The organism is Fodinicola acaciae (genome assembly GCF_010993745.1).
Taxonomy (GTDB): Bacteria; Actinomycetota; Actinomycetes; order Mycobacteriales; family HKI-0501; genus Fodinicola; species Fodinicola acaciae.
In genome coordinates, this window is record NZ_WOTN01000002.1 from 499,331 (window position 1) to 512,486 (window position 13,156).

Below are 13,156 nucleotides of genomic sequence, written 5' to 3' on the forward strand. Positions count from 1 at the left end.
CCGACCGAAGGACTCACCCAGGTGAGGCGGCCCGCGCAGGATGGACGGACAAGCGAAAGTACACCTGCTCTCGTGTCCAGTGAGTGCAGGCCGGTCATCGCCCCGTGCCTCTGCGCGCGGGGCTTTTTTGTGTGAGCGGCCAGCTTGAGCAGTACGAGAGGAGGTCACCAGTGGCCAAAACTGCCGAGGCATCGGTGAAGTCCGAGAAGGTGCAGGCGGTTGCCGAGCTCGCGGCGAAGTTCCGTGACTCGTCGGCGTCGGTGCTGACCGAATACCGCGGCCTCTCGGTTGCGCAGCTGACCGAGCTGCGTCGCGCTCTGGGCCGTGAGACGACGTACACCGTCGCGAAGAACACGCTCACCCAGCGTGCCGCCAAGGACGCCGGGCTGGAGGGTCTGGACGAGCTGTTCGTCGGCCCGACCGCCATCGCGTTCGTCGGCGGTGACCCGGTCGAGGCCGCGAAGCAGATTCGCGACTTCTCCCGGGCCAACCCGCTGCTGATCGTCAAGGGTGGCGTCATCGAGGGTCGCGCGGCGACCGCCGAGGACATCACCAAGCTCGCCAACCTGGAGTCGCGTGAGGTCCTGCTGTCCAAGCTGGCCGGCGCGATGAAGGGCAGCATGGCCAAGGCGGCCGCGACGTTCGCCGCACCGGCCACGCAGCTGGCTCGTACGCTGGCGGCACTGCAGGAGAAGAAGGCCGCTGGCGCGGCTAGTACGACCGACGCCGCCGCGGAGGCCGGCGCCGAGGGCTGAGGCCCGCACCCGAATCGGTATCCCGGGTCCGGTCTTTCGGCCCCGAACAAGCAAGGAAGGAATGCCAGACATGGCGAAGCTGTCCAGCGACGAGCTGCTCGACGCTTTCAAGGAAATGACGCTCATCGAGCTCTCCGACTTCGTGAAGCAGTTCGAGGAGACCTTCGACGTCAAGGCCGCCGCTCCGGCCGCGGTCGTGGCCGCTCCGGCCGGTGGTGACGGCGGTGGCGCCGCGCCGGCCGAGGCCGAGAAGGACGAGTTCGACGTCGTCCTGGAGTCCGCCGGCGACAAGAAGATCCAGGTCATCAAGGAGGTCCGCGCGCTGACCTCGCTCGGCCTGAAGGAGGCCAAGGACCTGGTCGACGGCGCTCCGAAGCCGGTGCTGGAGAAGGTCAACAAGGAAACCGCCGACAAGGCGAAGGAGCAGCTCGAAGGTGCCGGCGCGACCGTCACCCTGAAGTAAGCTCCGTTGTTCTCCGTACGGAGGCGATCACCGATGGTGGTCGCCTCCGTGTCGTTTCGGCGGGGTCGTCATCGGCCGCACAACGCCAGGCCAGTACGCCTTGACCCGGCTGACAAAGTCGGCCGCTGAGATTTGTCTCCTTTGTGCGGTAAGAAAGAATTGTCAGCGGTGTGGCCGAACGTGCGACTCGACGTAACCGTTACTGGGAAGTAACGTAAGGCCGATCACCGTGCGCTGCGTCACGTGATCAGCTGGCGCGAGGCGGCGTTCCGCGTCACTTACGACTTGTGGGGTCGTTGGATCGGTTAGCCCGATGGCTGGCCTGGAGGAGGTGAACGATGGGTGTTGAGGTCAAGGTCGAAGGCCTCACCAAGTCCTTCGGCCGGCAGCTGATCTGGGCCGACGTGTCCCTCACGTTGCCGGCCGGCGAGATCTCCGTGCTGCTGGGGCCGTCCGGCACCGGCAAGTCGGTCTTCCTGAAAAACCTCATCGGGCTGCTCAAGCCGGACCGCGGCTCGATCCAGATCCAGGGCCACGATCTCACCAAGCTCTCCGAGCGCAAGCTCTACGAGGTGCGCAAGCTGTTCGGTGTGCTGTTCCAGGACGGCGCGCTGTTCGGCTCGATGAACCTGTACGACAACATCGCCTTCCCGCTGCGCGAGCACACCCGCAAGTCCGAGTCGGAGATCAAGCGGATCGTCGACGAGAAGATGGACATGGTGGGCCTGGCCGGCACCGAGAAGAAGCTGCCGGGCGAGATCTCCGGCGGCATGCGCAAGCGTGCGGGCCTGGCCCGCGCGCTGGTCCTCGACCCGGAGATCGTGCTGGTGGACGAGCCCGACTCCGGTCTCGACCCGGTGCGTACGGCATACATCAACCAGCTCTTCGTCGACCTCAACCAGCAGATCGGCGCGACTTTCCTGATCGTCACCCACGACGTGAACACGGCGCGTACCGTGCCGGACAACATCGGTCTGCTCTATCGCCGCCACCTGGCGATGTTCGGGCCGCGCGAGATGCTGCTGTCCAGCGAGGAGCCGGTGGTGCGTCAGTTCCTCAACGCCCAGCGGCAGGGTCCGATCGGGATGGCCGAGGAGAAGGACGTGGGTGAGCTGGAGGCCGAGCGGCAGGCGGGCTACGAGATGCCGCCGCTGCCGCCGATCGCGCTGCAGCTGCTGCCGACCAACGGCCAGCCGCGGCCGACCCAGCGGCCGCCGGGTGACTGGTGCCGGGCCAACGGCGTCAACCCGCCGCCCGGCTCGTTCCAGGGGGCACCCGGTGTCGCCGCGACCGCGAAGCACGCGCAAAGCTGGTCCAAACCGACCGGGAGATCCGACGACGACACCCTGGTCCTGCCTCGCGTGGAGGGTTAGCGCAATGACGAAACACTGGTCAGCGTCGACCAGCGGAGCGGCCCGGTAATGGCAGCCGAACCGATCACCGGTTCGCTGCGGACGGCTGGCAACCTGTTCTCCTTCGGGTTGGACACGGTGGTCGCGTTGCCGCGCCGGCCGTTCCAGGTCCGTGAGTTTCTCCAGCAGGCCTGGTTCATCGCCTCGGTGACCATCCTGCCGACCGCGCTGGTCTCCATCCCGTTCGGCGCGGTGATCGCGCTGCAGCTGGGCACGCTGACCCGTCAGCTCGGCGCGCAGTCCTTCACCGGCGCGGCGAGCGTGCTCGCGGTCGTACGCGAGGCGAGCCCGATCGTCACCGCGCTGCTGATCGCCGGCGCGGCCGGCTCGGCCATCTGCGCGGACCTCGGCTCGCGCAAGATCCGCGAGGAACTGGACGCGATGCAGGTGCTCGGCATCGACCCGATCCAGCGGCTGGTGGTGCCGCGCGTGGTCGCCTGCATGCTGATCGGCCTGCTGCTCAACGGCCTGGTCAGCGTCGTCGGCGTGTCCGGCGGCTATTTCTTCAACGTCATCATCCAGGGCGGCACCCCGGGCGCGTATCTGGCCAGCTTCACCGCGCTCGCGCAGCTGCCGGACCTGTGGTCGGCCGAGATCAAGGCGGTGATCTTCGGCTTCATCGCCGCGATCGTCGCGTCATACAAGGGAATGAACGCCGGCGGCGGTCCGAAGGGCGTCGGCGACGCGGTCAACCAGAGCGTGGTGATCACGTTCATGCTGCTGTTCTTCGTGAACTTCATCGTGACCGCGATCTACTTCCAGGTCGTGCCGGCGAAGGGGTCGTAGGGATGGCCGACCTGACCTCGCTCTACAAGCGACCGCTGGCGATGCTGGACGACCTCGGCGGCCAGATGTCGTTCTACGTGCGATCGCTGGCCTGGACCCCGCGTACGCTCACGCGCTACAAGAAGGAGGTCCTGCGGCTGCTCGCCGAGGTCTCCTTCGGCACCGGCGGCCTCGCCGTCATCGGCGGCACCATCGGTGTCATCGCGTTCATGTCGTTCTTCACCGGCACCGAGGTCGGCCTGCAGGGCTACGCGGCGCTCAACCAGATCGGCACCAGCGCGTTCACCGGCTTCGTCAGCGCGTACGTGAACACCCGCGAGATCGCACCGCTGGTCGCCGGCCTGGCGCTGTCGGCGACGGTCGGCTGCGGCTTCACCGCTCAGCTCGGCGCGATGCGGATCTCCGAGGAGGTCGACGCGCTTGAGGTGATGGGGCTGCCGTCGTTGCCGTTCCTGGTGACGACCCGGATGATCGCCGGCTTCATCGCGGTCATCCCGCTCTACATCATCGGCCTGCTCTCCAGCTATCTGTCCACCCGGACGATCTCGGTCGTCTACAACGGCCAGTCGGCCGGCACATACGACTACTACTTCCACCTGTTCCTGCCGCCGGTGGACGTGCTCTGGTCGTTTGTCAAGGTGCTGGTCTTCGCCGTCATCGTGGTGCTGATCCACTGCTTCTACGGCTATTACGCCAGCGGCGGGCCGGCCGGCGTGGGCACCGCGGTCGGCCGGGCCGTACGCACCGCGATCGTCGCCATCAACGTGGTCGACTTCTTCCTCAGCCTGGCCATCTGGGGCGCCACGACGACCGTACGGATCACCGGATGAGCGCCATCGCCCACACGCTCCGCACCCGGCTGCTCGGCATCGGGTTCATCGTCCTGCTCGCCGCGCTGATCGCCATGTCGATCCTGCAGTTCCAGCACTTCTTCACCCCGGTGGTGAACGTGACGCTGCAGACCGACCAGTCCGGCAACCAGCTCAACCTCGGCGCCGACGTCAAGCTGCGCGGCGTGATCGTCGGCGACGTACGGTCGATCACCACCACCGGCGACGGCGCCAGGATCGGCCTCGCGCTGCAGCCGGACAGCGTCGGCCTGATCCCGGCCAACGTGATGGCCCGGCTGCTGCCCAAGACCCTGTTCGGCGAGAAATACGTGTCGCTGGTGACCGACGGGCAGCCGTCCGGCCAGAGCATCCGCGGCGACCAGACGATCTACCAGGACAAGTCGGTCTACTCGGCGGAGCTGCAGAAGGTGCTCAACGAGCTGCTGCCGCTGCTGCGTACGCTCCAGCCGGAGAAGCTGTCGGTCGCGCTCAACGCGGTGGCCACCGCGCTGCGCGGTCGCGGCGAGACGCTCGGCCAGACGCTCGTCGACCTGGACGACTACCTCGGCCAGCTCAACCAGTCGCTGCCGGACCTGGCCGCCGACATCCGCCAGCTGGCCACCGTCAGCAACGCGTACGCGGACGCCGCGCCGGACATCCTGGCGCTGCTGAAAAACCTGACGACCACCGCCAACACCGTGGTCGACCAGAAGAACAACCTGCAGATGCTGTTCGCCTCGACCACGGTCACCGCCGACACCACGCGCCAGCTGCTGGAGGCCAACGGCAACCAGATCATCCAGGTTGCCGACGACTCGCGGCCGATCCTGCAGCTGCTGGCCGAGTACTCGCCGGAGTATCCCTGCTTCTTCAAAGGCCTGGCCGACACCGAGGCGCGCGCCAACAAGATCATCTACGACAACCGGATCCACGTGACCCTGGAGGTCTCGCGCAGCCAGGGCAAATACCTGAAGGGCCACGACGAGCCGCAGTACGGCGCCAACTCCGGCCCGAACTGCTGGGGGATGCCCAACCCGCCGGTGCCGTTCCCGGCCGCCAAGGCACCGAGCGGCTATGACTTCGGCCTGCAGCGCAACCCGCTGCCGCTCGGCGGCGCGGCGACCAGCGCGCTGACCGACGGCGGTGTCTCCGGAAAAGGCGGCGACATGGGGACCGCCGGCACCACCGCCGACCAGCAGACGATCGACCTGCTGCTGGCGCCGGAGCTGGGGGTGCCGCCGAGCCAGGTGCCGCCGGTCGCCACACTCTTGTTCGGGCCGATGGCCCGCGGCACCGAGGCGAGTCTGTCGTGACGGAGGTGACCCCATGAAGTCGGCGCTGCACATCAGCGGCCCGCTGACCAAGCTGATCATCTTCATCGCGGTCACCGCGCTGCTGACTGGCGCGCTCGCGGTGACCATCGCGTCCACCAGCTTCGGCGGCAAGAACACCTACAAGGCGCAGTTCACCGACGTGGCCGGCCTCAACGTCAGCGACGACGTACGCATCGCCGGCGTACGGGTCGGCTCGGTCAGCTCGATCAAGGTGCTCGGCGCGCGGCTGGCCGAGGTCGCCTTCACCGTCGACAGCGACGTGAAGCTGTCGCAGGGCACCAACGCCCGCATCCGCTATCGCAACCTGGTCGGCACGCGTTATCTCGCGTTGACCGACGGCCCCGGCCCGGCGACCTTCCTGCGGCCGGACGCGGTCATCCCGGTGTCGCGTACCCAGCCGGCGCTGGACCTGACGCTGCTGTTCAACGGCTTCCGGCCGCTGTTCACCGCGCTCAATCCCAAGGACGTCAACAGTTTCGCGTACGAGATCATCCAGGTGCTGCAGGGCGAGGGCGGCACCATCGACAGCCTGCTTGCCAGCACGTCGTCGCTGACCAACACGCTGGCCAACCGGGACGCGCTGATCGGCCAGACGATCACCAACCTCAACTCGGTGCTCGGCGTCATCGTCAGCCGCGACACGCAGCTGTCCGACCTGGTCATCCAGCTGCAGCGGTTCGTCTCCGGGCTGGCCGCCGACCGTACGGCCATCGGCAACTCGCTGGCCAACATCGCCAGCCTGAGCAGCTCGACCGCGAGCCTGCTCACCCAGGGACGGCCGGCGCTGAAGGGCGACATCGCCGCGCTCAACCAGCTCGCCGCCAACCTCAACGGCAGCTCGGACGTGGTCGACGGCGTGCTGCAGCGGCTGCCCGGCAAGCTGAGCAAGCTGACCGCGCTCGGCTATGGCGGCTCCTGGTTCAACTTCTACCTCTGCTCGATGGGTGGCTACACCAAGCTGCCGATCGTCGGCAAGCAGCAGGTCGGGCCGATCAACCGGTCCGGCTATCCGTGCACCGGAGGGACGCCGTGAAGCCCTTCCGCGAACGCAACCAGCTGGTCATCGGCGCCGTCGGCGTCGTGGTGATCGCGCTGCTCATGCTCGCCGCGTTCAACGCCGGCAACCTGCCGGTCATCGGCGGCGGCACCGCGTACGCGGCGGACTTCCGCGACGCCAGCGGCCTGAAGCCCGACGACGAGGTGCGGATCGCCGGCGTACGCGTCGGCAAGGTCACCGACGTCGGCCTGGACGGCACCCACGTGGTGGTGTCGTTCAAGATCGACAGCGGCCAGATGACGCTGGGCACGACCACAACGGCGTCGATCCGGATCAAGACGCTGCTCGGCCAGAAATACCTCGCGGTCGTGCCCGCCGGGCCCGGCAAGCTCGACGGCCACATCCCCACCACCCGTACGACCTCGCCGTTCGACGTGGTCCAGGCGGTGAACGGGCTGGCCAACACGGTCGGCCAGATCGACACCACGCAGCTGGCCACCGCGTTCACCACGATCGCCGACACCTTCTCCGACACGCCGGCCAACCTCGGCTCCGCGCTCAACGGCCTGTCCCGGCTGTCCACCACGATCGCCAGCCGCGACGCGCAGCTCGGTCAGCTGCTCTCGCGCGCCAACGACGTGACCGGCCTGCTGGCCAACCGGCGCAGCCAGTTCCAGCAGCTGATCACCGACGGCAACCTGCTGCTCACCGAGCTCAACCGGCGCCGCGCGGTGATCCACACGCTGCTGGTCAGCGCCAACCAGCTGGCCATCCAGCTGACCGGCCTGGTCAACGACAACCGCCGCCAGCTCAACCCGGCGCTCCAGCAGCTGCACGGCGTGCTCACGCTGCTGCAGAAAAACCAGGGCAACCTGGACGTGGCGCTGCAGCGCTTCGGACCGTTCGTGCGGACGTTCGCCAATGTCCTGGGCAACGGCCGCTGGTTCGACTCGTACGTCGGCTGCCTGCTGCCGCCGCCACCGCTGGGCGCGGACACCTGCCCGGAGTCCGGAAGCGCGCCGAACCCGCTGGGAGGAGGCCGATGAGCGAGCGTCCACTGGACCACCCGGTGTTCAAGTTCCTGCCGATCGCGCTGGTCATCGTGCTGGTGGCCGCAGTCGGCGGGCTGGTCTACGTGATCAACCAGCCGGCGCTGCGTACGCTCACCGCCAACTTCACCGAGACCGTTGGCATCTATCCCGGCTCGGACGTACGCATCCTCGGCGTCAAGGTCGGCACGGTCACCGAGGTGACGCCGGTCGGCGGCCAGGTCCGGGTAAGGATGAACTACGACGACAAGTTCAAGGTGCCGGCCGACGCGGTCGCCGTCATCGTGCCGCCGTCGCTGGTGTCCGACCGCTACGTGCAGCTGTCGCCGGTCTACCAGAAGGGCGCGCTGCTGCCAGAAGGCGCGGTGCTCGGCACCGACCGTACGGCCGTGCCGATCGAGCTGGACCAGATCTATCGCGACCTCAACGACCTGAACACCGCGCTCGGCCCGGAAGGTGCCAACCGCACCGGCGCGCTCAACCGGCTGCTCGCCGCCGGGCGCGCCAACCTGCAGGGCAACGGCGACAACCTGAACACCACGACGGCCAACCTGTCCAAGGCGATCCAGACGCTGGCCGACCACCGCGGCGACACCTTCGGCACGGTCGCCAACCTGCAGAAGTTCGTCGCCACGCTGGCCGCCAGCGACGACCAGGTGCGTACGTTCAACTCGCAACTCAACCAGGTCGCCGGCCAGCTCAACGCCGAGCGCACGGACCTCGCCGCGGCCGTCCGGTCGCTGTCCATCGCTCTGGCCCAGGTGCAGGGCTTCGTGCACGACAACCGCGACATCCTGTCCACCGACGTGGCGCAGCTGACCAGCCTGACCCAGACGTTGGCCAAGCAGAAGGCCTCGCTGGCCGACTTCCTCGACGTGGCACCGCTGGCGGTCAGCAACGTGGCGCTGACCTACAACGCCACCTCCGGCACGCTCGACACGCGCGACAACGCGATCTCCGGTCTCGACCCGGCGCTGGCGCTGTGCTCCGGCTTCCAGCTGGCCGGCACGCTGACCAAGGACGCCGGTCTGCGTACGGCCTGTGTCGCGATCGCGCAGATGGTGACCAGATGCAAGACCGGCATCCTGCCGCAGGTGCTCAAGCCGCTGGCGATCCTGCCGCCGGTGAAGGCGCTGCCGTGCAGCTACAGCAGCCTGCCGAATGGCACCTTCCCGACCTTCGGCGCCGGCTCCGTACCAAGCGGTGGCACGGACACCTCCGGCAACGGCGCGGTCGACCTGCCGGTGCCGGGGTCGGGAGTCACCGGCATCACCGGTCCGATCGACCGTACCCTCGGCGGCATCCTCGGCGGTGGCGGCCGATGACCTTCCCGAAGAAGTCACCCGTGCTGCGCTGGCTGGCGCTGTTCAGCCTCGCGGTGGTCTTCCTGACCGGCTGCAAGTTCGACGGCCTCTACGGCGTACCGCTGCCCGGCGGTGTCGCCTCCACCGGCGGCTTCCAGGTGAAGATCGAGTTCGCCGACGTGCTCGACCTGGTGCCGCAGTCGGCCGTCAAGGTCAACAACGTGACGGTCGGCAGCGTCGCGCAGATCGACCTGGTCAGGGCCAACATCCCGGCCAAGTTCGCCGCGCTGGTCACCATCAACCTGGACAAGTCGGTCTCGCTGCCGGACAACGTCAGCGCGGCCATCCAGCAGACCAGCCTGCTCGGCGAGAAGTTCGTCGCCCTGCAGGCGCCGCCGGCCGGCCAGGCGGTCGGCAAGCTGTCCGCCGGCGACCTCGTACCGATGGCCCGGACCAGCCGCGACGTGGAGGTCGAGGAGGTGCTCGGCGCGCTCTCGCTGGTGCTCAACGGCGGCGCGATCCAGCAGATCCAGACCATCAACCGCGAGCTGTCCACCGCGCTGTCCGGCCGCGAGCCGCAGGTGCGCTCGCTGCTCACCGAGCTCAACACCTTCGTCGGCACGCTGGACACGCAGAAGGCCAACATCGTCAGGGCGCTGCAGGGCCTCAACCGGCTGGCCGCGATCCTGAACAGCCAGAAGACGGTCTTCACCAACGCGCTGGACAGCATCGGGCCCGGCCTGAAGGTGCTCGCCGACCAGCGTTCGCAGCTGACCCAGACGCTCACCGCGCTGTCCAAGCTCGGAGCCGTCGGCACGCACGTGATCAACGCCAGCAAGGCCGACACGCTCGCCGACCTGCGAGCGCTGCAGCCGACGCTGAAGCAGCTGGCCGCGGCAGGTACGTCGCTGCCCAACGGTCTGGAGCTGCTGTCCACCTTCCCGTTCCCGCGCAAGATCACCGACACGATCTTCATCAGCAACGGCCGCGCGTACGCCAACGTGGACTTCCAGGTCGACCTCGACCTGACCGAGGTGCTCGGCAACCTGCTCACGCCGGGCAAGACGCCGATCGAGGCGCCCGACACCGGCGGCACCGGCTCGCATCCGATCGAGCCACCGGACTCGATCAAGGGCGGCCAGGGGACGACCGCGCCGGTCAAGGACCAGCCCGGTGTCACCATCGACTCGCCGGACAGTGGCCTGGGCGGCATCCTCGGAGGTGGCCGGTGATCACGCTGCGCACCAAGATCCAGGTGTTCGTGTTCGTGCTGGTCGCGCTGCTGGGCATCAGCTTCGTGTCGGCCAACTACGTCGGCTTCACCGACGTGCTGTTCAACCGTACGTACCTGGTCAACGCCGACTTCGCCAGAGCCGGCGGCATCTTCGAGAACGCCGCGGTGACCTACCGGGGCTACCAGATCGGCAAGGTCGTCGGCGTCAACCTGGTGCCCGGCGGCGTACGCGCCACCATGCAGCTGGACCGCGGCACGCGCGTACCGGCCAACAGCCAGGCCATCGTGACCGACCGGTCGGCCGTCGGCGAGCAGTACATCGACCTGCGGCCGCCGAACGACGCCGGTCCGTACCTGGCCGACGGCGCGACCATCCCGAAGAGCCGCACCGGCACGCCGCTGCCGCTCGAGGACATCCTGCTCAACCTCGACAAGCTGGTCGGCTCGGTCAACCAGGCCGACCTGGCGGTGGTCATCGACGAGCTCGGCAGGGCCTTCTCCGGCGACGCCGGACAAAACCTCGACCGGCTGCTGGACAACACCAGCGCGCTGGTCAGCGAGGCCAACCTCTATCTGCCGCAGACCCTGGCGCTGATCTCGCAGGGCCGGATCGTGCTCACCACGCAGGCACGGTCGGCCAGCGACATCCGCCAGTGGGCCGCCTCGCTCGCGTCGCTGTCCGCGCAGGTCAAGGCCAGCGACCCCGACCTGCGCCGGCTGATCACCGCGACGCCGGGAGCGGCCGCCGAGGTGACCACGCTGGTCCGCCAGCTGCAGCCCAACCTGGGCTTCCTGCTGACCAACCTGATCACCGTCGACCAGGTCGCGGTGCGCCGGATGGACGGCATCGAGCAGATCCTGGTGGCCTATCCGGTCGCGGTGGCCGGCGGCTCCACCGTCGTACCCGGCGACAACACCGTCCACTTCGGACTCGTGCTCAACGTGGACGACCCGCCACCCTGTCGCTACACCGCCGACGCACCGCTGACCTGCACCTCCGAGGAGCGTGCCAACGGCTCGGCCGTACGCGGCTGGCAGAACGCGCCGCGACCCGGCGGCAAGGAAGGCACGCCGCAACCCCCGGACACGCCATCCGGGCCGACCAGCGGCCCTAACAGCGGCCCTAACAGCGGCCCCAACACCGGCTATGACCCCACGACGGGGCTGGCCACCGCGCCGGACGGTTCGCCGTACGTGATGGGTAGCACCGGCGGCCAGGCCGCCGTGCTCGGTGACCAGGGCTGGAAGAGCCTGCTCATCGCACCCCTGAGCGGGTGAGAAGTCCCCGACGAGAGGTCTGAGTTCCGCTGTGCCGACCCGAACCGAGCCGCGCCGTACCGGTACGGTGACGCCGTCCACCGTTGCCGACAAGATCGAGCGTCCGATGTCCGACCAGGCCACCACCAAGCCACGGCGCTCGGCGCGCGGCTGGCTCGACCCGCTCAACCCGCGGACGCCGACCAGCCGCGGTGTGGTGGCCAGCGTGCTGGTGGTGCTGATGCTGGCGCTGGCCGGCCTGATCGGCTGGCAGGCCTGGCAGCTGACCTCGACGTACAACGCCGACGAGCGCGACCAGGCCGCTGTCGCCGCCGGGCGTGACTTCGCGCAGAACCTGCTGTCGATCAACTACTCGACCATCGACCGCGACATGCAGCGGGTCGTCGAGCGTACGACCGGCGACTTCAGGGACCAGTACACCGGTGGCCAGGCGACGCTGAAGAACTCGATCGTGCAGAGCAAGTCGGTGAACACGGCGCAGATCCTGGCCGCCGGCCTGGTGTCCTCCGACGCCGACTCCGCCGTCGTGCTGGTGGCCGCCGAAGGCACCACGAAGTCGCCGCAAAACCCGAAGGGCGTGCTGCGGCACTATCGCATCCAGCTGTCGCTCTCGCTGCAGGGCGGCCGCTGGCTGGTGTCCGAGCTCAAGTTCGTCGGCTGAGAGGGGGCGTGATGGCACGCAAACCGATTCCTCGCGCGCTGCGCGGCACTCGCGGCCCCGCCGTCGCGGCACCGAAGCGCGCGCCCGCACCCGATCCGCACAAGCCGGCGCCGAAGTCGACCGTCACCAGCCGGCCGGCGCCGCGGCCGGCCGCCGAAGCCGCGCGTCCGCGTCCCGAGCCGACTCGTACGCGCTCGACCCGCTCCTCGTCGCGCGGCCACCGGCGGCGCCGCCGAGCGACCAACCGCTGGTTGCCGTTCCAGACCGTCTCCGGACTGACCCTGGTCGTCCTGGCGCTGATCGTCGTCCTGCTCGCCGCCGTGGCCGGTGGCCTGGCCTTCTGGCAGGGCTACGACGCCGGAACACTGGCGGCCCGCAAGTCCGCCGTGTCCGCGGCCGCCGTACAGGCGCAGACCCTGTTCTCCTACGACTACCGGCACGTCGAGCAGGACGTGGCGGCCAGCAGGAAGGTCGTCACCGGCAAGCTCGCCACCGACTTCGCCACCACCAGCTCCAAGGTCGTCATCCCGCAGGCCAAGGCCAACAAGGCGGTCGTGCAGGCCAGCGTGAGCGCGTCGTCGGTGATGGACGCGACGCCGGACCGGGTGGTCGTGCTGCTCTATCTCAACCAGGCCGTACAGAACAAGAACATCCAGGGCCAGCGCCTCGACCAGGCCCGCGTACGGCTGACCATGCAGAAGGTCGACGGCAACTGGCTGATCGCCGAAGCCACCCCCCTCTGAGCCACCGGCTTCGCGCTTTCTGGAACCTGCTCCGCGCTCAAGAGCGTCGCGCTGATTCGAGCACGCCAAGGAACCACTCGCGCCATAGCACCAACCGATGACGTCTGGAATCCAAAGGAGCGGCTCGCTCGTGGAATCCACGTGCTGGAAGGGCACGCGGCTTTCCGCCGGCAGACGTCCGAGGAGCAGATAAAGAGCCTGCGCATCCCGCGGATCCCTGGTCCCGCGCGTGTCGAGTATGAGCGGTGTGCGCGCGCTTCCGACAGATGTTCAACCAGTGGCCGCAGACAGCGCCGTCGAGCGTCTTCCT

General features: G+C 68.5%; 13 protein-coding genes. All 13 read left to right on the forward strand.

Annotated elements, in window-relative coordinates; translation table 11 throughout:
• The first annotated feature begins 194 nt into the window (after positions 1 to 194).
• The 13 genes from rplJ to GNX95_RS17730 all read left to right on the forward strand — a co-directional run bounded on the left by rplJ (position 195) and on the right by GNX95_RS17730 (position 12,846).
• Positions 195 to 755: a 50S ribosomal protein L10 gene (gene rplJ / locus GNX95_RS17670; RefSeq protein WP_222853907.1), complete on the forward strand. Its 561-nt coding sequence runs from the start codon at positions 195 to 197 to the stop codon at positions 753 to 755.
• 70 nt (positions 756 to 825) lie between these two features.
• Positions 826 to 1,218, forward strand: a complete 393-nt coding sequence (gene rplL, locus GNX95_RS17675) for a 50S ribosomal protein L7/L12 (protein ID WP_163508504.1) — start codon at positions 826 to 828, stop codon at positions 1,216 to 1,218.
• 338 nt (positions 1,219 to 1,556) lie between these two features.
• The gene (locus GNX95_RS17680; protein ID WP_163508505.1) at positions 1,557 to 2,591 is read left to right on the forward strand and encodes an ABC transporter ATP-binding protein; all 1,035 of its coding nucleotides are present in this window, start codon (positions 1,557 to 1,559) and stop codon (positions 2,589 to 2,591) included.
• 48 nt (positions 2,592 to 2,639) lie between these two features.
• On the forward strand, positions 2,640 to 3,416 hold the full coding sequence (locus GNX95_RS17685; RefSeq protein WP_163508506.1) for an MlaE family ABC transporter permease: 777 nt from the start codon (positions 2,640 to 2,642) through the stop codon (positions 3,414 to 3,416).
• 2 nt (positions 3,417 to 3,418) lie between these two features.
• Complete coding sequence (locus GNX95_RS17690) at positions 3,419 to 4,246, forward strand: MlaE family ABC transporter permease (RefSeq protein WP_163508507.1); 828 nt, start codon at positions 3,419 to 3,421, stop codon at positions 4,244 to 4,246.
• Positions 4,243 to 5,559: an MCE family protein gene (locus tag GNX95_RS17695; protein ID WP_163508508.1), complete on the forward strand. Its 1,317-nt coding sequence runs from the start codon at positions 4,243 to 4,245 to the stop codon at positions 5,557 to 5,559. Before GNX95_RS17690 ends, GNX95_RS17695 begins: the two co-directional genes overlap by 4 nt.
• Before the next feature lie 13 nt (positions 5,560 to 5,572).
• The gene (locus GNX95_RS17700; RefSeq protein WP_163508509.1) at positions 5,573 to 6,613 is read left to right on the forward strand and encodes an MCE family protein; all 1,041 of its coding nucleotides are present in this window, start codon (positions 5,573 to 5,575) and stop codon (positions 6,611 to 6,613) included.
• Complete coding sequence (locus GNX95_RS17705; RefSeq protein WP_163508510.1) at positions 6,610 to 7,623, forward strand: MCE family protein; 1,014 nt, start codon at positions 6,610 to 6,612, stop codon at positions 7,621 to 7,623. Before GNX95_RS17700 ends, GNX95_RS17705 begins: the two co-directional genes overlap by 4 nt.
• Entirely contained in the window at positions 7,620 to 8,951 is a 1,332-nt protein-coding gene (locus GNX95_RS17710) for an MCE family protein (protein ID WP_163508511.1), read from the forward strand. The genes GNX95_RS17705 and GNX95_RS17710 overlap by 4 nt, the downstream gene beginning before the upstream one ends.
• On the forward strand, positions 8,948 to 10,162 hold the full coding sequence (locus GNX95_RS17715) for an MCE family protein (protein WP_163508512.1): 1,215 nt from the start codon (positions 8,948 to 8,950) through the stop codon (positions 10,160 to 10,162). Before GNX95_RS17710 ends, GNX95_RS17715 begins: the two co-directional genes overlap by 4 nt.
• Positions 10,159 to 11,442: an MCE family protein gene (locus GNX95_RS17720; protein ID WP_163508513.1), complete on the forward strand. Its 1,284-nt coding sequence runs from the start codon at positions 10,159 to 10,161 to the stop codon at positions 11,440 to 11,442. The genes GNX95_RS17715 and GNX95_RS17720 overlap by 4 nt, the downstream gene beginning before the upstream one ends.
• A gap of 31 nt (positions 11,443 to 11,473) precedes the next feature.
• Positions 11,474 to 12,103 (forward strand): hypothetical protein, encoded by a 630-nt coding sequence (locus tag GNX95_RS17725; RefSeq protein ID WP_163508514.1) that lies wholly within the window; start codon positions 11,474 to 11,476, stop codon positions 12,101 to 12,103.
• Positions 12,104 to 12,114: 11 nt separating this feature from the next.
• Positions 12,115 to 12,846 carry a hypothetical protein gene (locus GNX95_RS17730; RefSeq protein WP_163508515.1) on the forward strand — a complete coding sequence of 244 codons (732 nt, stop codon included), beginning with the start codon at positions 12,115 to 12,117 and terminating at the stop codon, positions 12,844 to 12,846.
• Positions 12,847 to 13,156 lie beyond the last annotated feature (310 nt).